General features: G+C 65.8%; 19 protein-coding genes. 11 read left to right on the top strand and 8 right to left on the bottom strand.

Features of this window, described 5'->3' with window-relative positions:
* Positions 1 to 341: 341 nt before the first annotated feature.
* Together WFP78_RS01350 and WFP78_RS01355 are read right to left on the bottom strand one after the other, a co-directional pair.
* A complete protein-coding gene (locus WFP78_RS01350) occupies positions 342 to 1,547 on the bottom strand; it encodes an ABC transporter substrate-binding protein (protein ID WP_336957963.1) in 1,206 nt (401 codons plus the stop codon).
* Positions 1,544 to 2,125 carry an ANTAR domain-containing response regulator gene (locus WFP78_RS01355; RefSeq protein ID WP_336958210.1) on the bottom strand — a complete coding sequence of 194 codons (582 nt, stop codon included), beginning with the start codon at positions 2,123 to 2,125 and terminating at the stop codon, positions 1,544 to 1,546. The genes WFP78_RS01350 and WFP78_RS01355 overlap by 4 nt, the downstream gene beginning before the upstream one ends.
* Before the next feature lie 132 nt (positions 2,126 to 2,257).
* Between WFP78_RS01355 and WFP78_RS01360 the strand changes: the two genes are divergently transcribed.
* The 6 genes from WFP78_RS01360 to WFP78_RS01385 all read left to right on the top strand — a co-directional run bounded on the left by WFP78_RS01360 (position 2,258) and on the right by WFP78_RS01385 (position 9,897).
* Positions 2,258 to 4,102, top strand: a complete 1,845-nt coding sequence (locus WFP78_RS01360) for an ABCB family ABC transporter ATP-binding protein/permease (protein ID WP_336957964.1) — start codon at positions 2,258 to 2,260, stop codon at positions 4,100 to 4,102.
* A gap of 141 nt (positions 4,103 to 4,243) precedes the next feature.
* A complete protein-coding gene (locus tag WFP78_RS01365) occupies positions 4,244 to 5,359 on the top strand; it encodes a DUF47 family protein (RefSeq protein ID WP_336958212.1) in 1,116 nt (371 codons plus the stop codon).
* Positions 5,360 to 5,373: 14 nt separating this feature from the next.
* Positions 5,374 to 6,378 (top strand): inorganic phosphate transporter, encoded by a 1,005-nt coding sequence (locus tag WFP78_RS01370; protein ID WP_336957966.1) that lies wholly within the window; start codon positions 5,374 to 5,376, stop codon positions 6,376 to 6,378.
* A gap of 132 nt (positions 6,379 to 6,510) precedes the next feature.
* Positions 6,511 to 8,286, top strand: coding sequence for a DNA helicase RecQ (gene recQ / locus WFP78_RS01375; RefSeq protein ID WP_336957967.1), 1,776 nt, complete (start codon positions 6,511 to 6,513; stop codon positions 8,284 to 8,286).
* 96 nt (positions 8,287 to 8,382) lie between these two features.
* On the top strand, positions 8,383 to 8,814 hold the full coding sequence (locus WFP78_RS01380) for a protein tyrosine phosphatase family protein (protein WP_336957968.1): 432 nt from the start codon (positions 8,383 to 8,385) through the stop codon (positions 8,812 to 8,814).
* Positions 8,815 to 8,943: 129 nt separating this feature from the next.
* Positions 8,944 to 9,897 (top strand): hypothetical protein, encoded by a 954-nt coding sequence (locus tag WFP78_RS01385; RefSeq protein WP_336957969.1) that lies wholly within the window; start codon positions 8,944 to 8,946, stop codon positions 9,895 to 9,897.
* A 186-nt stretch (positions 9,898 to 10,083) separates the two neighbouring features.
* On the opposite strand, the gene WFP78_RS01390 is transcribed toward WFP78_RS01385, so the two are convergent.
* From WFP78_RS01390 to WFP78_RS01410, 5 genes are all read right to left on the bottom strand, one after another.
* Positions 10,084 to 11,421, bottom strand: coding sequence for an ammonium transporter (locus WFP78_RS01390; protein ID WP_336957970.1), 1,338 nt, complete (start codon positions 11,419 to 11,421; stop codon positions 10,084 to 10,086).
* A 13-nt stretch (positions 11,422 to 11,434) separates the two neighbouring features.
* Entirely contained in the window at positions 11,435 to 11,773 is a 339-nt protein-coding gene (locus tag WFP78_RS01395) for a P-II family nitrogen regulator (protein ID WP_070154342.1), read from the bottom strand.
* Between the two features lie 184 nt (positions 11,774 to 11,957).
* The gene (locus WFP78_RS01400; protein ID WP_336957971.1) at positions 11,958 to 12,533 is read right to left on the bottom strand and encodes a DUF924 family protein; all 576 of its coding nucleotides are present in this window, start codon (positions 12,531 to 12,533) and stop codon (positions 11,958 to 11,960) included.
* Positions 12,534 to 12,601: 68 nt separating this feature from the next.
* On the bottom strand, positions 12,602 to 14,059 hold the full coding sequence (tldD, locus tag WFP78_RS01405) for a metalloprotease TldD (protein ID WP_336957972.1): 1,458 nt from the start codon (positions 14,057 to 14,059) through the stop codon (positions 12,602 to 12,604).
* Positions 14,060 to 14,155: 96 nt separating this feature from the next.
* Complete coding sequence (locus WFP78_RS01410; RefSeq protein ID WP_336957973.1) at positions 14,156 to 14,383, bottom strand: zinc-finger domain-containing protein; 228 nt, start codon at positions 14,381 to 14,383, stop codon at positions 14,156 to 14,158.
* 177 nt (positions 14,384 to 14,560) lie between these two features.
* Here WFP78_RS01410 and WFP78_RS01415 point away from each other — a divergent pair, with 177 nt between their 5' ends.
* From WFP78_RS01415 to nadB, 3 genes are all read left to right on the top strand, one after another.
* On the top strand, positions 14,561 to 15,001 hold the full coding sequence (locus WFP78_RS01415) for a hemerythrin domain-containing protein (protein WP_336957974.1): 441 nt from the start codon (positions 14,561 to 14,563) through the stop codon (positions 14,999 to 15,001).
* Positions 15,002 to 15,078: 77 nt separating this feature from the next.
* Positions 15,079 to 16,014, top strand: a complete 936-nt coding sequence (locus WFP78_RS01420) for an ABC transporter ATP-binding protein (protein ID WP_336957975.1) — start codon at positions 15,079 to 15,081, stop codon at positions 16,012 to 16,014.
* Positions 16,015 to 16,067: 53 nt separating this feature from the next.
* Positions 16,068 to 17,672, top strand: a complete 1,605-nt coding sequence (gene nadB, locus WFP78_RS01425; RefSeq protein ID WP_336957976.1) for an L-aspartate oxidase — start codon at positions 16,068 to 16,070, stop codon at positions 17,670 to 17,672.
* Between the two features lie 142 nt (positions 17,673 to 17,814).
* Here the strand turns inward: nadB and WFP78_RS01430 are convergent, their stop codons facing one another.
* Positions 17,815 to 18,672, bottom strand: a complete 858-nt coding sequence (locus WFP78_RS01430; RefSeq protein ID WP_336957977.1) for an alpha/beta fold hydrolase — start codon at positions 18,670 to 18,672, stop codon at positions 17,815 to 17,817.
* A 243-nt stretch (positions 18,673 to 18,915) separates the two neighbouring features.
* On the opposite strand from WFP78_RS01430, the gene WFP78_RS01435 reads away from it, so the two are divergent.
* Together WFP78_RS01435 and WFP78_RS01440 are read left to right on the top strand one after the other, a co-directional pair.
* Positions 18,916 to 20,007 carry a serine hydrolase gene (locus WFP78_RS01435; protein ID WP_419722889.1) on the top strand — a complete coding sequence of 364 codons (1,092 nt, stop codon included), beginning with the start codon at positions 18,916 to 18,918 and terminating at the stop codon, positions 20,005 to 20,007.
* A gap of 212 nt (positions 20,008 to 20,219) precedes the next feature.
* Positions 20,220 to 20,882 carry a hypothetical protein gene (locus WFP78_RS01440; RefSeq protein WP_336957979.1) on the top strand — a complete coding sequence of 221 codons (663 nt, stop codon included), beginning with the start codon at positions 20,220 to 20,222 and terminating at the stop codon, positions 20,880 to 20,882.
* Positions 20,883 to 20,978: the final 96 nt, after the last annotated feature.

Raw genomic sequence — 20,978 nt, forward strand, 5'->3', positions numbered from 1 at the left:
GGCGTATCCGCGGGCATGGGGCGGCGACGGGGCGCAGCAGCGGCCAGCGGCCCCGCCTTTCCATCCTTCCGTCCGACCATCCGTTGCGACACGCTGCGATCCTTTCGAACACGAAAAAGCCGCCACGAACATCGATCGTCATGATCGGTTCGGGCGGCGTCATTGCCTGTCTGGCGTCAATCGAAGCCAGCGTCGGTCGGGTTCTTCGTTGAACCGGACCGATTATGTCATCAAAACATCATTGCCTTGATGGTCATCAAAATGACATTCTTGCAGGCAAGTGGCAAGCGCAATTTTGCGGCGGTGCAGCACATTTGCCCTGCGGAAGAAATGGCGGGATTTCAGGGTGTTGTCTGCGCCAGATAGGCAAGCGCCAGGTCAGGGTCGAACAGGCGGCCGTCAAAGAAGCGATCCGGCCCCATCACGAGTCGGCCGCTATGGCTGCCCGCGCCCAGCGGCGTGGCGATCGCGCCCTCCACCTTGGCGCTGGCGCCGGGCATGATCGCGTCCGTGCCGGCCAGCGCCGATCGGTAGATATCCGGGCGGAACACATTGGCCGCGTCCCGGAATCCCTGTTCGGTCGCAGGGGCATGGCCCCAGCGCGCCATCTGCGAATAAAGCCACATGGACTGGCTGCGCCACGGGAAGTTCGCGGCCTCGCGATGGAGCACCAGAAAGTCCGGCACGTTCTGCGCCGGCGCGCCCTGTGCGGGCACCAGCTGGCCCGACAGCGCCCGACCGATCAGCGCCGCCGGCTGGCCGATATAGTCGTCGCGCGACAGCAGCGCCGTCACCGCCTCCCGCTGCGCCGGATCGGTCGCGACCTTGCCGGCGGCGTGCAGCGCGCGGATCAGCGCTTCCACCTCCGCCCGCCGCTCGTCCAGGATGCTGCTGCGGAAGGCGAGCAGCTTTTCCACGCCCCGGTTCCAGATGGCGCTGGTCGATGCGATGATGACGCCATTGCCCTGTTCCACCGCCGCGCTGTTCCACGGCTCGCCCACGCAGGAGGCATCGATCTCGCCATCGGCAAAGGCCTGCGCGACGGCGGGCGGCGGCACGACGACGATCTCGACATCGCGGTCGGGGTCGCAGCCCGATGCTGCCAGCCAGTAGCGCAGCATGTAATTATGGCTGGAATAGCGATGGACGACCGCGAAGCGCAGCTTCTGCCCGCCCGCCGCCTCGGCCTGCGCCAGCAGGGCCAGCCGGCGCCCGATGTCGGCGACCTCGCCGATGCCGTTGACTTCGAGCCGGGCGGCAAGCCGGGTGGAAACGGTGATGGTGTTGCCGTTGAGCCCCAGCATGAACGGCGCGCCCAGCGGCACGGCTGGCCGGTTCAGCCCCAGCGACGTCGCGATGGCGAGCGGCGCCAGCAGATGCGCGGCGTCCGTCTGGCCATAGGACAGCCGGTCGCGCACCGCCGCCCAGGTGCGGTCGCGATGCAGGTCGATCGCGACGCCCTCTTTGGCGGCGAGGCCGAATTCATGGGCCACGATGGGCAGCACGGCGTCGACCAGCGGCAGGAAACCGATGCGGAACACGCTCATTGATCTCCTCCCAGCAGCGCTTGCGCCGTTATCAGCGCATCGGCGACGTCGACCAGCCGCCGGCCGCTGTCCATCGCCTGCTTGCGCAGCAGCGCATAGGCCGCCGCTTCGTCCAGCCCGCGCCGCTTCATCAGCACCAGCTTGGCGCGATCTACCGCGCGCCGCTCCGCCAGCGCCGACTGCGCTTCATGCAGTTCGGTCTGCAGGCGTGCAAAGGCGTTGAAGCGGCGGACGGCCAGTTCCAGGATCGGCTTGATCCGCTCCTTGCGCATGCCGTCCACGATATAGGCGGAAATGCCTGCATCCACGGCTTCGGCGATCGACCGGTCGTCGCTCTGGTCCACGAACATCGCGATCGGCCGCGCCAGCGCGCGGGAAAGGGCAAAGCTCTCCTCCAGCACGTCGCGGCCGGGATTTTCCAGGTTGATGAGCACGACGTCGGGCGCAAGCTCGTGCAGCCGCCGCGCCAGGCCGGCACGCTCCACCAGCACGGCAATGTCGGAAAAGCCCGCTTCGCGCAGGCCCTCCTCGATCACTGCGGCGCGTGCCGCGCTTTCATCCACCACCGCGATTCGCAGATCATGCCTCCGGTGCTCTTGCCCATCGCCGCGCCTAACAGGTCGTGCCGGGGGCGTAAACCGATTGGCGCGGGCACGGATCGCGCGCCGGCGAGTTGGCTTTCCCCCGCTCGCACCCTACATGCGCAGATCATGCCGCCAGATCAGCCATCGCCCGTCACCCGCGCCACGCCGCCCATGTGGGCGACGATGCGGCGTTTCCTGCCCTATCTGTGGCCCGCCGACGCGCCGTCGCTGCGCCGCCGGGTGGTGTTGGCGATGCTGCTGGTGGTCGTGGCCAAGGCGACGTCCTTCGCCATGCCCTTTGCCTATAAGGCGGCGATCGACCGGATGGTGCCGGGCATGCAGCCGGCGGTCGGGCTCGCCATGGCGCTGGTCGCGACCTATGCGCTGGCGCGCTTCGGCAGCGTGGTGTTCGACAATCTGCGCAACATCGTGTTCGAGCGGGTGGGGCAGGAGGCGACCCGGCGGCTGGCCGAACATATGTTCGCGCATCTCCACCGCCTGTCGCTGCGCTTCCACCTCAATCGTCGTACCGGTGCCGTCACCAAGATCGTGGAGCGCGGCACGAAGAGCATCGACACGATGCTCTATTTCCTGCTGTTCAACATCGCGCCGACCATCCTGGAGCTGCTCGCGGTCTGCATCTATTTCCAGTTCGCCTTCGGCCCGGGGCTGGTGGCGGCGACGCTGGTGATGGTGGTGCTCTACATCGCCTATACGCGGCAGGTGACGGAATGGCGCAACCAGCTGCGCCGCGACATGGTGGACCTCGACACCGGCGCCGTCGCCCATGCCGTCGACAGCCTGCTGAATTTCGAGACGGTCAAATATTTCGGCGCGGAGAAGCGCGAGGCCAAACGTTACGGCTCGGCCATGCGCAGCTATGCCGTTGCGGCGGTGAAGTCCGAAAACAGCCTTGCCCTGCTCAACATCGGCCAATCGTTCATCACCAACCTGATGATGGGCGGGGCGATGGCCTATACCGTCTGGGGCTGGTCGCGGGGGATATTCACCACAGGCGATGTCGTGCTGGTGAACACGCTGCTGTCCCAGCTGTTCCGTCCGCTCGACCTGCTCGGCATGGTCTATCGCACGATCCGGCAGGGTTTGATCGACATGGAGGCGATGTTCGAGCTGATCGACGCGCCCGCCGAGATCGTCGACGTGCCCGGCGCGCCCGCGCTGCATGTCGAAGCGGGCGAGGTGCGTTTCGACCATGTCGACTTCAGCTACGATCCAGAGCGCGCGATCCTGCACGATGTCAGTTTCACGATCCCGTCCGGCCGCACCCTGGCGATCGTCGGGCCTTCGGGCGCGGGCAAGTCCACCATCGCCCGGCTGCTCTTCCGCTTCTATGACGCGAGCGGCGGGCGGATCGCCATCGACGGGCAGGATGTAAAGGCGGTGACGCAGGACAGCCTGCGCGCGGCCATCGGCATCGTGCCGCAGGACATGGTGCTCTTCAACGACACTATCGGCTACAACATCGCCTATGGCCGCGAAGGCGCGGGCCGGGCGGAGATCGAGGCGGCGGCGCGGGGCGCGGCGATCCATGATTTCATCGTCTCCCTGCCGCAGGGCTATGACACGCGGGTGGGCGAACGCGGGCTCAAGCTGTCGGGCGGCGAAAAGCAGCGGGTGGCGATTGCCCGCACCCTGCTGAAAGACCCGCCGATCCTGATCCTGGACGAAGCGACCAGCGCGCTCGACAGCCGCACCGAGGCGGCGATCCAGCAGGTGCTGGGCGAAATATCCCGCCGGCGCACGACCGTCATCGTCGCGCATCGCCTGTCGACGGTGGTGGAGGCGGACGAGATCGTCGTGCTGGAGGCGGGGCGCGTCGTGGAACGCGGCACCCATGCGCAGCTGGTGACGGCGGGCGGCCTCTACGCCACCATGTGGGCGCGGCAGGCGGCGGAACGCAGCGCGGAGGTCGAGACGGCCGAGGAAGAGGGCGTGGCGATCGTCGCCTGATTCGGAAAGACCGGAGGGCGCGTTTCGGCAAAGGCGCTATGATGGGCACGATGATGGGTATGGCGCGCGCGCTGGCCCGACAGCATTTGCTTTGTCATTTTTCTGTCACATAGCTAATGGCGGCGGGAAGGAGTGAATAGCATCCGCCAGATTGCCGCCTTGCCCTATACCATGACCGCCGACGGCCATATGCAGATATTGCTGATCACGTCGCGCGGCACCGGGCGCTGGGTGATCCCCAAGGGCAACCGGATTTCCGGCATGGCGGGGCATCGTGCGGCGGAGCTGGAAGCGTTCGAGGAGGCGGGCATCCACGGCATTGCCTGCCCCGCAAAGCTCGGGCGCTATCGCTATCTCAAATATCGCAGCGACGGTTCGTCGCGTTCCGCCAAGGTCGATGTCTTCCCGCTGGCGGTGATCGGGCAATTGCCCGAATGGCCCGAACGCGGGGAACGCGACCTGCGCTGGTTTTCGGTGCCGGAGGCGGCGGACGCCGTTGTCGAGCCCGACCTCAAATCCATCATTGCCGCTTTTCGCAAGCCACCAAAGGCGCCAAGTCGCTTCTTTCGGATGATTATATGGCTGCGCGAACGATCAGGAGAAAAGATACCGATGCTGCGCTGGTTCCAGGCTCTCATGCCCAAGCAGGGTCGCTTTTTCGAACAGTTCGAGGATCACGCCACGACGCTGGTCGCCGGCGCCGACGCGCTGGCCCGGCTGCTGAAGGGCGGGCCGGACATGGCCATGCATATCAAGGAAATCGCCGACCGCGAGCATGAGGCGGACGACGTCATCCGCGCGGTACTGCACGATGTCCGCCGCATCTTCGTGACGCCGTTCGACCGCAGCGCCATCACCGGCCTGATCGGGGTGATGGACGATGCGATCGACCAGATGAACCAGACGGCAAAGGCCGTGGCGATCTATCGGGTCACGGAATTTCCCCCGCAGATGCAGGACATGAGCGCCCTGATCGTAGAGGCTGCGCGCATCACGGCGGAAACCATGCCGCTGCTGCGCTCGCTCAACATCAACGCGTCGCGCCTGCACGACCTGACCGAGCGGCTGGTGAAGCTGGAAGGCCATGCGGACGAGCTGCACGAACAGGGCCTGCGCGCGCTGTATGAGCAGGCGCGCACCGGCAATCCCATGGACTTCATCGTCGGCCGGGAAATCTACAGTCATCTGGAGAAGGTGACGGACCGCTTCGAGGATGTCGCAAACGAGATCCAGGGTCTCGTGATCGACCACGCCTGAACCGGCGCAGATCGATGGACGCCCATATCGCCTTTCCGCTGCTGGTCGCGCTGATCGGCATCGCCCTGCTGTTCGATTTCCTGAACGGCCTGCACGATGCCGCCAACTCGATCGCCACCATCGTTTCCACCCGCGTCCTCAAGCCGCAATATGCGGTGGCATGGGCGGCCTTCTTCAATTTCATCGCCTTCCTCTTCTTCGGGCTGCATGTCGCCGAAACCGTGGGCAAGGGCATCGTGCAGGCGGACATCATCACCGCGCAGGTGATCTTCGGCGCGCTGATGGGGGCGATCAGCTGGAACATCATCACCTGGGTGCTCGGCATCCCGTCGAGCAGCAGCCATGCGCTGATCGGCGGGCTGCTGGGCGCGGGCACGGCCAAGGCGGGGCTGTCGTCCATCGTATGGAGCGGCGTGTTCAAGACCAGCGCGGCCATCGTGCTGTCGCCCGCCCTTGGCCTTGTGCTGGCGCTGTTCCTGGTGCTGGTTATTTCGTGGCTGTTCCGCGGTTTCACGCCGCAGCGCGCCGACACATGGTTCCGCAAGCTGCAACTCGCCTCCGCCTCGCTCTATTCCCTCGGCCATGGCGGCAATGACGCGCAGAAGACGATGGGGATCATCGCGGTGCTGCTGTATTCGCAGGGGCTGCTCCATGGCGGCTTCCATGTGCCGCTGTGGGTCGTGCTTTCCTGTCAGGCGGCGATGGGCATGGGCACGCTGCTGGGTGGCTGGAAGATCGTGCATACCATGGGGTCGAAGATCACCCGGCTGACCCCCGCCCAGGGGTTCTGCGCGGAGACCGGCGGCGCGATCACCCTGTTCATGGCGACGCATCTGGGCGTGCCGGTGTCGACCACCCATACGATCACCGGCGCGATCGTGGGCGTGGGCGCATCGCGGCGCCTGTCGGCCGTGCGCTGGAACGTCGCCTCCAGCATCATCGTCGCCTGGGTCGTGACCCTGCCCGCCGCCGCCGCGATCGGGGCGCTGTTCTATCTGCTTGCCGGTCTCTTCGCCTGATCGGGCTCGGATCGCGCTGTTGCGCAGGGGTTTCATGCGCGATGGAACCGCTCCGATTGTCTTTTATTTTCCGCATTCTGCGCGCTGCCAGCTGTTCCAGCCGACTTCGGAATGCTCTAGGGGGAAGGCACCATGTCCCGTGATCCCCTGACCCTGCTGCACGATATCTTCGGCTTCTCCGCCTTTCGCGGGGTGCAGGCGCAGGTGGTGGAGCGCGTGCTGGCCGGGCAGCCGACCCTTGCGATCATGCCCACGGGCGCGGGCAAGTCGCTCTGCTATCAGCTGCCAGCGGTGGCGCTGGACGGATGCTGCGTCGTCGTCTCGCCGCTGATCGCGCTGATGCATGACCAGTTGCGCGCGGCGCAGGCGGTGGGCATCCGCGCGGCGAGCCTGACATCGGTGGACGCGGACTGGCGCGAGACGCAGGACCGGCTGCGCGGCGGCGACCTCGACCTGCTCTATGTCGCGCCGGAACGGGCGACGAACGAGGGCTTCCTGGCGCTGCTGCGCTCCGCCCGCATCACCCTGTTCGCCATCGACGAAGCGCATTGCGTCAGCGAATGGGGGCATGATTTCCGCCCCGACTATCGCCTGCTCCGCCCGCTGCTGGACGAGTTTGCCGATGTGCCTCGCCTGGCGCTCACCGCCACGGCCGATGCGCATACCCGCGCCGACATCCTGCGCCAGCTCGGCATACCGGACGATGGCCTTGTCATCTCCGGCTTCGACCGGCCCAATATCCGCTACACGATCAGGCCGCGCGACGGGTTGACCCGGCAGCTGCAGGATATCGTCGCGGCGGAGCCCGGCCCCGGCATCGTCTATGCACAGACCCGCGCCGCGACCGAGAAGATCGCCGCCACGCTCGGCATGGGTGGACGCGCGGTGCGCGCCTATCATGCCGGGCTCGACCCTGGCGTGCGGCGCGCCAATCAGGCCGCCTTCATCGCCAGCGAAGACATGGTGATGGTGGCGACCGTCGCCTTCGGCATGGGCATCGACAAGCCGGACGTGCGCTTCGTCGCCCATGCCGGGCTGCCCAAATCCATCGAGGGCTATTATCAGGAAAGCGGCCGGGCCGGGCGCGATGGCGAGCCGGCGCGGGCAACGCTGTTCTGGGGCGCGGAGGACTTCGCCCGTGCCCGCCAGCGCATCGGCGAGATCGAGGCGGCGCGCCAGCAGGGCGAGCGGACGCGGATCGCGGCGCTCGGCGGGCTGGTGGAGACGGCCGGGTGCCGACGCGCCGTGCTGCTGCGGCATTTCGGCGAGCAGCCGGCGGCGACCTGCGGCAATTGCGACAACTGCCTCAATCCCCCCGCCGGGGTCGACGCGACGGAGGTGGCGCGCAAATATCTCTCCGCCGTCTATCGCACCGGGCAGAGCTTTGGCGCCGGCCATGTGGAGGCGGTGCTGACGGGCGCCGCCAATGACAAGGTGACGCAGCGCGGGCATGATCGGCTGTCCGTCTTCGGCATCGTCAGTGGCGAGGATGCGGCGCTGCTGCGGCCTGTCCAGCGGGCGCTGCTGGTCCGCGACGCGCTGGAGCTGACGGAGCATGGCGGCTTGGCGCTGGGGCCGGAGGCGCGGCCGATCCTGCGCGGCGAGGAAAGCGTCAGCCTGATCCTGCCGCCGCGCCGCGAGAAGCGCACCCGGCGCGCGAGCGGGATCGGTGCCGATGCCAATCCGGTCGACGATCCGCTGTTCGAGGCTCTGCGCGCCTGCCGCCGCGATCTGGCGAAGGAGGCCGGCGTGCCGCCCTATGTGATCTTCCACGACAGCACCCTGCGCGAAATGGCCGAGCGGCGGCCGGCCAGCATGGCGGCGCTGGGCAATGTGAGCGGCGTCGGCACCCGCAAGCTGGAGTCCTGGGGCGAGGCGTTCCTGCAGGTGATCCGCGATCATGGCTGAGTGGCCCCCGCACGGGTTGCGCGCGGCGGAGCGTTGATCGATAAGGCCGCCGGATTGACGCACCCTTGCCGGTGTATTGCTTAGACGGAGAAGGCCATGTTCCGCACGCTCACCGACCAGATTCTGGTTTCGCCGCAGATTTCGCTCGCCGATGTCGAGGCGGCGAAGGCGCTGGGCGTGACGATGGTCGTCAACAATCGCCCTGAGGGTGAAGAGCCCGGCCAGACGCCCGGCGAGGCGATCGAGGCGGCCGCGCGCGCGGCGGGCATGGCCTATGTCGCCGTGCCCGTGACCCATGCCGGCTTCGCGCCCTGGCAGCTGGACGGCATGGCGCAGGCGCTGGAGCAGGCGGGCGAGGGCAAGATCCTGGCCTATTGCCGCTCCGGCACGCGCAGCACGTTGCTTTGGGCGCTGACCCGCGCGCGGGCGGGAGACGATGTGGAGGCGATTTCGGCGCAGGCCGCGCAGGCGGGCTATGATGTGAGCCCGGTACGGCAGATCATGGACGCGCTCGCCGGCGGGGATTGAGGGTCGGCTGTGCCGGATCGGCCCGGCCCGCCATGCGATGACGACAGGGCGGCAAGGCTCGCCGCGGCCCCGGCGCGCTGGGAAGGGCACGCCCCCTTGGGTGCGGCGTTCGCATCCGGCCTGCCTATTTTGATATTCGTCACCCTGTTCTGGGCGGTCTTCTTCCTTTGGGGCGGATGGAACGCCCATTATGTCCTGCGCTTAAGGGGGCTGGCGGGGAACGGTGCTTTCCCGGTGACGCCCGCCCTCGCACGGGCCATCTGGGCCGGGTTGCTGGGGCTTAGTGTCACCGCGATCATCCTTCCCATGGTGAGGCTGCGGGCCATGCGCTGGCGCCTGACGGATGAAGCGCTGATCTGCCATATGGGGCAGGCGGTCGTGGTCTGGCCCCATGCGTCATTGACGGACGTTGCCCTGTCCCCCTTCTTCATCTGGTATCGGCTCTCTTTCGCCGCCGAAGGCCCGGCACGGCGTGCCTGCCTGATCGGTGGAGACGATGCGCGGCATGTGCTCGCCATTCTGGACAGGGTGGGTGTTCCCTGCGAGCGGCCACCGGGCTTGCTGCCGGCCGGAGCGCTGGCGCCGGGTGAGCGGGCGTTGTGGCAAGGGCGGCCGGGGCTGGCCACCTTCGACGGAATGCGCGGATTGTGCGCCATGATGGCCATCGTCCCGGCCTTGCTGCTTGCGTTGTGGCTCTGGGCGATCTGGGATGTGCCGCGGTCCGTGCCGCTGGCGCTGTTCTGGACACTGGTCGCCTTCGGCGTCCTGGGGGCGACCGTCATCGCTATCCTGGCCGCCGCATCTGTCGTCGCCATGGCGTGGCTCTACGACATGCTGGGGCAGGTCATGGTGACGGATCGCCGGATCATCTGGCGCGCGCCGTTAACCGGGCGTGTCTATCGGGAGATTGCGGCACGGGACATCGGATCGGTCGATCTCGTCGCGCTACAGGGCAAGCGCGGTTGGCTGTCGCTGAGCCTGAAGGGAGCAACGGATGACGATGCGATCGACCGTGATCTTGTCGGCATGCCGGAGCCGGAAGCCGCATTGGCGGCCATCCGCGCGCTCATCGCCCGGCCCTGATCGGTGGCTGCCGCAGAGTGATTTCGCGCCGGATGGACTCATCCGGCAACCCGGAACCGGAACGAGTCCGCAGTTCAACATACAGCCAAAAAAATAGGGCCGACATTTGCATGTCGGCCCAGGCGTGTTCGCAGGAGGAACCTCTTGTGGCGGGCGGGCCGTGTCTTTGCGGCCCGCCCTGCCGAATTAGTTGTTGTAAGCGCGCTCGCCATGCTCGCCGAGGTCGAGGCCTTCCTGCTCGACTTCCTGGCTCACCCGCAGGCCGGTGACAGCCTTGGCGATGAACATGGCGATGGCGGTGCCGACGCTGGCCCAGATGATCGTGACCACGACGGCCTCGATCTGCACCAGCAGCTTTGCGCCGATTACATAGTCAGCGGCACCGGGGCCGCCCAGGCTGGGGGCATAGACGACGGCGGTGCCGATGGCGCCGATCATGCCGCCGATGCCGTGGATGCCGAAGGCGTCCAGCGAGTCGTCATAGCCGAGCTTGGGCTTGATGACGGTGACGGCATAGAAGCAGATGATCGATGCGACGCCGCCAAGGACGATCGCGCCGAACGGGCCGGAATTGCCCGCCGCCGGCGTGACCGCCACGAGGCCGGCGATAATGCCCGAGCAGAAGCCCAGGGCGGAGCCCTTATGGCCATTCAGCTTTTCGGCAAGCATCCAGAACAGGGCAGCCGAAGCGGTGGCAACGAAGGTGTTGATCATCGCAAGGGCAGCCGAGCCATTGGCTTCCAGAGCGGAGCCGGCATTGAAGCCGAACCAACCAACCCACAGCAGGCCGGTGCCGACGCCGGTCAGCGTCAGCGAATGGGGTGCCATCGGTTCCTTGGGATAGCCGATGCGCTTGCCAAGGATAAGGCAGGCCACCAGCGCGGAAACGCCCGCGTTGATATGCACCACCGTACCGCCGGCGAAGTCGAGCGCGCCAAGCTTGAAGAAATAGCCGCTGGCTGCCCACACCATGTGCGCGATCGGGAAATAAACGATGGTGAGCCAGACGGCGGCGAACACCATTACGGCCGAGAACTTGATGCGTTCGACCACCGAACCCAGCACCAGCGCCACGGTGATCGCGGCAAAGGTCATCTGGAAGCAGACAAACACATATTCGGGGATTTCGACACCGGCTGTGAAGGTCGCGGCCTGCGATGCAGGCGTGATGCCCTTCAGGAATGCCTTGTCGAAGGTGGAGATGATGTTGCTGAGACCGCTGGTATAGTCAGGGCCGAACGCCATCGAATAGCCGTAGATGACCCAGATCAGCATGGCGAGGCATGCCACGGCGCCGATCTGCGTCATGACTGACAGCATGTTCTTGGTGCGGACGAGGCCGCCATAGAACAGGGCAAGGCCCGGCAGGATCATCGCGAGCACCAACACGGTGGCTGTCATCATCCAGGCGGTATCGCCCTTGTCGACAGTGGCGGCGGGCGCTGCGGCCCAGGCGGGCAGAGCGGTGAAGAGCGAAAGTGTCGCCGCCCCCATCACGCCGCAGAGTTTCTTGGAAAACGTCATCATTCCCCCCTTCTTACAGCGCGGTTTCGCCGGTTTCGCCGGTGCGGATGCGTACAGCCTGACCGACATCGAGAACGAAGATCTTGCCGTCGCCGATGGCGCCGCTGTTGGCAGCCTGCTGCGCGGCTTCCACGACCCGGGGCGCCAGATCGTCGTCGCAAACGACCTCGATCTTGATCTTCGGAACCATGTTGGTGGAATATTCAGCGCCGCGGTAGATTTCGGTCTGACCCTTCTGGCGTCCGAAGCCCTTCACCTCGCTGACCGTCATGCCGGCGATCCCCAGCGAGGACAGTGCCTCGCGGACATCGTCAAGCTTGAACGGCTTGATGATAGCCATGACTAGTTTCATGTCGCCCCCTGTTGCTGGTGTGCGACCTGAAAGGATAGCAAGACCCGTGCCAAAAGCTTAAGCGAGGGTTAAAGCGGTATTTTTATGAGGCTGAGGCCGGTTCGGTGCCGAAAATTTGTGCAGAGACGGCCTATCGCTCAAAAAATAGGCATAATCCGGCATGCGCGGTGGCGGGCGCCAGTGCCTACCATTGCGCGCCGATCCGGGCGGCTTCCACCTCGTCCGGGGCGGTGGCGCGGCCGAGGGCGGCGTCGCGATGGGGGAAGCGGCCGAAGCGCTTGACGATGTCGTGATGCTTGCGGGCGAAATCCAGCGCCTGCGGATCGCCAAAGCCTTCGAACAGGGTCAGCGACAGTTCCTGATCCGCCAGCAGCTCGCTGTGCTGCAACGGCATGTACAAGAGCATGCGGCCCACGCCGCCGATCTGCACGTCATAGCCCTTGGCCACTGCGCCATGCGCGATGGCGCGCGCCAGCGGGTCGGTGTCGAATGCCCTGGCCTGGTGGCGGAACATGTTGCGCGGCATCTGGTCGAACAGGATCACCGCGGCCAGCGCTTCGTCCGCGCGTTGCAGGAATGTGTCGGCCGGCGCGCGGCGCAACTCGTCCCAGACGCCGCCGAAACGGTCCATGCACATCGCGTCCGTACGGTCGGACTTGGCCCACCAGCGCTCTTCGCCCAGTTCCTTGAACCAGAAATCGAGAATTTCGCCAGCCCAGGGGGCTGTCACTTCATCCTGATCTTTTGCCGGGCCGACCATGTCGGAAAAACGCGACTCCCCGTTTCAGGTTCCCTTGGGCGGTTTCAGCATTGCTCAGCCGGCCGCGCTCAGCCAGCCGCCGTGCCGCCGACCGTCAGCCCTTCGATCAGCAGGGTCGGCTGGCCGACGCCGGCCGGCACGCTCTGCCCGCCCTTGCCGCACATGCCCACGCCTTCGTCCAACGCCCAGTCATTGCCGATGCCGACAACCTTCGTGAGCGCGGTGGGCCCGTCGCCGATCAGGGTCGCGCCCTTGATCGGTTCGCCCAGCCTGCCATCCTCGACCCTGTAGGCTTCGGTGCAGGTGAAGACGAACTTGCCCGACACGATATCCACCTGCCCGCCGCCGAAGCTCTTGGCGTAGATGCCCTTCTTCACGCGGGAGAGCAGCTCTGCGGGATCGTCGTTGCCGCCTTTGATGAAGGTGTTGGTCATGCGCGGCATGGGGGCGTGGGCATAGCTTTCGCGGCGGCCGTTGCCGGTGGGCTCGACGCCCATCAGCCGGGCGTTCAGGCGATCCTGCATATAGCCCTTAAGGATGCCGTCCTCGATCAGCACGGTTTCGCGCGTCGGCGTGCCCTCATCGTCTATGCTGAGCGATCCGCGGCGGTTGGCGATGGCGCCGTCGTCCACCACGGTCACGCCGCGCGCGGCGACCTGCTGGCCGATGCGGCCGGAGAAGGCCGACGTGCCCTTGCGGTTGAAATCGCCCTCCAGGCCATGGCCGATGGCTTCATGCACCAGCACGCCGGGCCAGCCGGGGCCGAGCAGCACGGTCATCTCGCCAGCGGGTGCGGCGACGGAGCGCAGGTTGACCTGGGCCTGGGCCAGCGCCTCGTCGATGGCGCGGTTCCACACATGCGGCGCCATGACCTCGTCGTAGAGATAGCGGCCGCCGATGCCGAAGGTGCCGCTTTCGCGCCGGCCATTCTCCTCCATGATGACGGAGACGTTGAGGCGCACCAGCGGGCGGATGTCGGTGGCGGTGAAGCCGTCCGGGCGCACGATCTCGATCACCGACCAGCTGCCCGAGAGGCTGACGGAGACCTGCGCGACGCGCGGATCGCGGGCGCGGGCGGCGGCGTCGATCGCGGCGCACAGCGTCACCTTTTCGGCGAAGGGCACGATCTCCATCGGATTGGCGTCGGTATAAAGATGGCGGTTGGTGCGCGCGGGCGGCGCGGCCGGGGGCGCCTTGGCCGGATCGAGCAGGGCCAGGGTTTCGGCCGCCCGGCGAATCGCCGCCTCGCTGATGTCGTTGGCATGGGCAAAGCCGGTCATCTCGCCGGAGACGCCGCGCAGGCCGAAGCCCGCATCGGTCGAATAATCGGCGGTCTTCAGCCGCCCGTCATCGAAACCGAAGCTCTCCGACGCGCGATATTGCAGGTAAAGCTCGCCATCGTCGCAGCGCGCGAGCGCCTGCGCGGTGAGGCTGCGTGCGCCATCGGGATCGAGCAGGCCGGGGCGATAGAGGAGGCCACGGGCGCCATGGGCATTTGGGGTGAACTGGGAAGCGATATCGGTCATGCCCTGCATATAAGGATGCGGCACGCCTGCTACCAACAGCTAATTCACGGATGGTCGCCCATGACAGGCGGCCTTCTGGAAATTACAGGCCGAAAATTACAGGCTGGCGCCCGATGCGATGTCGGGCTTGTCGCTCATGTCGGCGCCGTCGGCGGGGCCGCCGGCCAGCACGAAGCGGCGGTCGCAATAGCCACAATCGACATAGCCATGCTCGTCGATCTCAAGGAACACGCGCGGATGGCCGAGGGCTGCGGGAATGTCGCCCGACCCGTCGCAGGAAACGCGGGTGCCGTGGACTCGGAGGATTTCGGGAGGCTGCATCATCGCAACGACATCTATCATCGTGCCGGTTGCACCGCAATATGGCGCTGATCGTCTTGGAGTGTGTTTGAGAAAGCCGGTTCCAGCCCGCTCCCCGCGCTTTCTCGAACACGCTCTTAACGGTCCGGCAAGAAAAGCCGTTCAAGGTCGGCGCGCTGGTGAAGGACGGGAGCAGGCTGCATGGATATCTCGGTATTGCGGGCGCAGCATGACGCATTGTCGGGCATAGCGGTCGAGCTTCTGCAGCAGGTGAACGGTTCGGAAAAGCCGCGCCCCGTGGGCGCGCTGCGCTGGAAGCTGGCGCGGGCGCTGATTGCCCATCTCGCCGTCGAGGACGGCTATTTCTATCCCGACATGCTCAGCGCGGCGGACGCGGAGGCGCGCAGGGTCGCGCTGGATTTCCAGTGCGAAATGGGCGATCTGGCCGGGCGGTTCACCGATTATATGGCGCGCTGGACCGATGAGCGCATCGTCAGGGAATGGGGACTGTTCCGTCAGGAAACCAGGGCCATGATGGAAACGCTCGCCGCGCGAATCATGCGGGAGAATGAACGGCTCTATCCGCTGGCGCCCGCGCGCTGGCAGCAGCAGGGCACGCAACAGATGCGCAAGGCGGGGTAGCCGCCGGTCATTTCCTTCTTCTGCAAAATGCCGTCGTCGTCTTTGCGTCTGCAGAACCGCCGCGCTATGAGGGCGCCATGACAGAGACCGACCCCAGCCAGCCAGCCATCGCAATCGAAGGGCTGAGCAAGCTCTACAAGGGTGGCAAACAGGCGCTGACGAATGTGACGCTCAGCGTGCCGCGCGGGCAGATTTTCGGCCTGCTCGGCCCCAATGGCGCGGGCAAGTCGACGCTGATCAACATCCTGTCCGGCATGGTCAACAAGACGTCGGGCAGCGTGCGCATCTGGGGCTTCGATATCGACGTCAATCCGCGCAACGCCAAGAATTCGATCGGCATCGTGCCGCAGGAAATCGTCTTCGACCCCTTTTTCACGCCGCGCGAGACGCTGGAGAACCAGGCCGGTTTCTATGGCGTGCCCAAACATCTGCGGATGACCGACGAACTGCTGCGCGCGGTGCATCTGGAGGACAAGGCGAACGCCTATGCCCGCTCGCTCTCCGGCGGCATGAAGCGGCGTCTGCTGGTGGCCAAGGCGATGGTGCATGCGCCGCCGATCCTGGTGCTGGACGAACCGACCGCCGGCGTCGACGTGGAGCTGCGCCAGCAGCTATGGGCCTATGTGCGGCAGCTGAACGACCAGGGCGTGACCGTGGTGCTGACGACGCATTATCTGGAAGAGGCCGAGGAGCTGTGCGACCGCATCGCCATCATCAACCATGGCCAGGTGATCGCGGACAAGCCGACTCGCGAACTGGTGGGCATGGCGCAGGAAAAGGTCGTGCAGGTCACGGTCGATACCGATCTGGACGAACCGCCGATGCATCCCAAGTTCGAGAAGGTGGAGCTGACCGCCGGCCGCGTGCTCACCATCACCTATATGAAGGACAAGGCGAATGCCGGCGAAGTGCTGAGCGCGGTGCAGGCGCGCGGCCTGTCCATCGTCGATGTCGTCACCCGCGAGCCGGATCTGGAAGACGTGTTCCTCAACCTGACGCGCGCCGTCGCCTGATCACTCCATAATGCCTCCCTCCCTTTGCCGGGGGGTGGAAGAAGCGGAATCCCATGGGCCTTCACCAATTCGACGTCGTCATCATCGGCTCCGGCGCAGCGGGGCTTTCCGCCGCGATCACGCTGGCGCAGGACAAGAAGGTGGCCGTGCTGGCCAAGGGGCCGCTGGACGGCGGCTCCACCAACTGGGCGCAGGGCGGGATCGCCGCGGTGCTGGACGCGGGCGACAGTTTCGAAAGCCATGTCGAAGACACGATGATCGCGGGCGCCGGCCTCAACAATCGCGAGACGGTGGAGTTCGTCGTCGGCAATGCGCCCGCCGCGATCGAGCGGTTGGCGGGCCTGGGCGTGCCGTTCAATGTCGGCGAGAGCTTCGGCGAGCGCTGGCACCTGACGCGCGAGGGCGGGCACAGCCATCGCCGGATCGTGCATGTGGACGATGCGACCGGCGCCGCCGTGCAGCGCGCGCTGGTGAAGGCGGCGGAAGCCAACCCCAATATCACGCTGTTCACCGACATGGTCGTCATCGACCTCATCACCTCGCGCCATGGCGAGAAATATTCGGGCGACGGCCATGTCTGGGGTGCCTATGCGCTCAACCGCAAGACCAAGCATGTCGACGCCTTTGTCGGCCGGGCGACGGTGCTGGCGACGGGCGGGGCGGGGCGCACCTATCTTTTCTCCACCGCGCCGCGCGGGGCGACCGGTGACGGTATCGCCATGGCCTGGCGCGCGGGCTGCCGCGTCTCCAACATGGAGATGAACCAGTTCCACCCGACCTGCCTCTACAATCTGGAGGTCAAGAATTTCCTGATTACCGAGGCGATGCGCGGCGAGGGCGGCCTGCTCAAGCTGCCGCCGGGGGTGCCGGGCGGCGGCAAGCGCTTCATGGACCGTTTCGACCCACGCGGCGAACTGGCCCCGCGCGACGTGGTGGCGCGCGCCATCGACCATGAGATCAAGCGGCTCGGCCTCGATTATGTCCATCTCGACATCAGCCACAAGCCGCCGGAATTCATCAAGGAGCATTTCCCGACCATCTATGCGCGGCTGCTCGATCTGGACATCGACATCACCAAGGAGCCGGTCCCGGTGGTGCCGGCGCAGCATTATACCTGCGGCGGGGTCGTCATCGACCTGGATGGCCGCACCGACCTGCCCGGCCTCTATGCGGCGGGCGAAGTGACGGAAAGCGGCCTGCACGGCGCCAATCGCCTGGCCTCCAACTCGCTGCTGGAATGCTTCGTCTTCGGCGAGGCGTCCGCCCAGCATATCCGCGCGCACTGGGGCGAGATGCCCGCGCCGCCGGCCATCCGGCCATGGGACGAAAGCCGCGTCACCGATTCCGACGAGGAAGTGATCGTCCAGCATAACTGGAAGGAAATCCGCCGTTTCATGTGGGATTATGTGGGCATCGTCCGCACCACCAAGCGGCTGGAACGGGCGCAGCATCGCGTCAACCTGCTCGCGCAGGAGGTGGACGAATATTATGGCAATTTCCGCGTGACGCCCGACCTGATCGAGCTGCGCAACCTGCTGGAAGTGGCGCGGCTGATCGTGCGATCGGCGCTGCACCGCAAGGAAAGCCGCGGGCTGCACTATACGCTCGACTATCCAGAGATGCTGCCCGAGGCGATCGACACCGTGCTGGTGCCCTGAAAGGAGAGCCGGCAAAAAAAGGCGCGCCGGGTAAGCGGCGCGCCGTAAAGTTGGAGGAGTGGATGATCGGGGATCAACCAGCCCCATCTGCCTAGCCGGAGGCGCCGGCCCGGCCATTGACCCAGGTCAAAAGCGCGATTTTTTATCCGCTCCTGAGAAAATTCCTGAGCGCGGCGGCGAAGCGCGCCGGCTGGTCCTCCATGATCACATGGCCGCTCGGCCCGATCGGCAGCAGCTGCGCCATCCTCAGATGCGCATAGGCTGCCTGGAACCGCTGGGTCGCCGTCTTGCGCAATTCGGCATCGGCGGGCTGGGCATAGACCACCTGCAGCGGAATGCGGAGGGAGGGGAGGCGCGGCCCCAGATCCGTCTGCGCCAGCTCGCCCAGCGCGTTGGCGATGACATCGGGGTCGCTGCCCTGCGCGCCGGGGGTGCTGGCGAGCATGTCCGCCAACATCTGCCGTCCGGCCTTCGTGCCGGTGAACCATTGCGAGAGCTGCCCGGCAAGATAGCCCACGCCGCCGGCCGTGCCCCCGACCATGCCGGCGCCGTCCGGCAGCATGTCGACCACCATGATCCGGCCCGCCACGCCCTGCAGCCCCAGCATCATCGCCAGCGTGCCGCCCATGGAATGGCCGACGATCGCCGGGCGGCGCACGCCGCCGGTGGCGATGTAGCGCGCGATCTCTGCGGTGAGCGGGCCGATCAGCGGGCCGCTGCGGTTGAGGTCGGCGGGCAGCCCGGCAAATCCGCGTACCTGGACCAGATGATAGCGATAGCCCGGACTGGCGGCGACGGCGCCGTTCCAGATGCCGGGGCCGCTGGCAAGGCCGGGGATCAGGATCACGTCCGGCCCCTGCCCGCGCACCGTCACGGCGATGCGGCGCGAGGCAAAGGGGGCGGCGAGCGCGGGCAGGGGCAGCAAGCCGCCAAGGGCCGCGGCGGCCCCCGCGATCAGCGTGCGCCGGTCAAGCTGCGAAAGGTCTCTGGGCATCGACATCGGGGGCGTTCTGCATGGCTGGGCGTGAACCGGGAATGAGCGTATAAGGATAGAGCGAATTGGTAAGGGGATCATGCCATCCTTATATCGGGCGTGAGACTCGTCTCGTCGCAAAAAACTTGCGGGTGAAGGAAGCAAAAAGCGACCATTGCAGAACAGGATATGCGGGCAAAAGAACAATCATCGGTGACGGTGCGGCTGGTCCGCACAGACCCCACCAGAGGGCGCGCGCGGCGCATTCGCATGGCGGCCATCGCGCTGATGTGCGGGCTGGCCGCCTGCGTGGGGGACGCGAGCACGACGCCGCGCCCCGTCGCCATCGCGCCAAAGGCGACGACCGCCGTCGGCCCGGCGCGCCCGGTGGCCAATCCGCCGGTCGCCATTCCCGATTATGATCCCCGGTCCCGGCCTTCGCCCGCGCTGGTCAGCATCATCTCCTCGCTGGGGCGCAACTTCAACGGCCATGTCGGCATCGCGGTGAAGCGCGTCGGCGCGGACTGGGTCGTCGCGCATAACGGCAATGACCTGTTCCCGCAGCAGAGCGTGTCGAAGCTGTGGGTGGCGATGACCTTCCTCGACACGGTCGATCGCGGCAAGCTGACGCTGGCCAGCACGACGACGATCACCCCGCGCGACCTGACGCTGTTCCACCAGCCGAGCGCCGCGCTCGTCGGCAATGCGGGCTGGACCACCAACTATGGCGACCTGCTCAACCGCGCGATGACGCAGAGCGACAATACCGCCAACGATGCCTTGCTGCGCGCGGTCGGCGGGCCGGAGGTCGTGCGCGGCTTCCTGGCGCGGCGCTTCATCAGCAATATCCGCTTCGGCCCCGGCGAGCGGCTGCTGCAATCGACCACCGCCGGCCTCGAATGGCGGCAGGATTATGCGATCGGCCGCAATTTCTACGCCGCCCGCGCGAAGCTGCCGATGTCGGCGCGCAACCGGGCGCTGGACAATTATCTCGCCAGCCCGCCCGATGGCGCGGCGCCGGCCAGCATCGTCACCGCGCTGGCCAAGCTGAAGCAGGGGCAGATGCTCTCGCCCGGTTCCACCCAGTTGCTGCTCACCACCATGGGGCAGGCGAAGACCGGGCCGCAGCGGGTGAAGGGCGGGGTGCCGCCGGGCTGGCATTATGTCCACAAGACCGGCACCGGGCAGGACCTGCCGCCGCGCTCCACCGGCTTCAACGACATCGGCATCATGACCGCGCCGGACGGCACCAGCTATGCGGTGGCGGTGATGATCGGCAGCACGACGGTGTCGATCCCCGAGCGCTGGCAGCTGATGCAGGCGGTGGCGCGCGCCGTCGCGGCAAACCACGACAGAAGCTGATCGGGGTGTGAGCCTGTAAGGGCGATGTCTGGTGACGACCATTTTCTGACATACGAGGCCTTTTCGGACGAACTCAGAAGCGGCCGTTCATAGCTGCCACCCCAGATTGAACGTCCTGTAGGCTGATTATGTTCGGTGACATATTGAGCATCGATTAAAACATCATTTTTCAATGGAATAATTCGGTAAGAGTATAAAGCTACAGTCGATCTATGACCGGTTTCGCCATTTTTCTCGGGATTATTTTGATCCTGTTGACGCCACTTATTTTAATTGGCGCACTTTTGGTTCTGCTCCGTAGGAAGTTCCGTGCCACGCAACACGAAGACCGCGCGAAGCGGATAGCGATAGTTTTGGCCGGTATAGCGGTCATAGCGTCGCCTTATCTGATGTCCAAAGCCTACGAACTCCACTTTGTTCTAGCGAGGGTTCCAAGCCCTTTGCATGTCGCGTGGATCGAATATCGCCTAGAAGACTCGTTCGGTGGGATTGGCATGCCGGGAGACAACGAAACGGGCTTTGTTGTCTATCGTCTTACTGAGGGCACTGCTCAGTGGGCGCGCAGTAAGGGATCGCGTCTGGGTGAGGCGTTACCGGGCGGAAGAACGAGTTGGCATGCCACGCCGGTTGACGAGACCGGGTCACGAAACCGCTGGCACCATTATGACAGCGAAGCAGAACGACATCGCCACCCGGTCACTATCCGGGAATACCTCGATACGTATGGATTTTCCATCCCAGTTGAGACGGGGCGAGATGATGAGGCCAATCGCGCAATTCGGGAGGCGGGATCGTTCTATTCATATGGGCGTGGCGGAAGTGTAACTATTGTCGATCCTGCGCGAGGAAAGGTTTATTTTGCTTACGCCGGATAGTCCGCTTTCGCATATTGAGGTGTTGAAACCTGCCGTTCCGCTTCCCACCCATCCTCGTTATTATCGCTCATTCGGGCTCGGCATGGCATTAGGGCT

Origin of the sequence: Sphingobium aquiterrae (assembly GCF_037154135.1) — a bacterium.
Classification (GTDB): Bacteria; Pseudomonadota; Alphaproteobacteria; order Sphingomonadales; family Sphingomonadaceae; genus Sphingobium; species Sphingobium aquiterrae.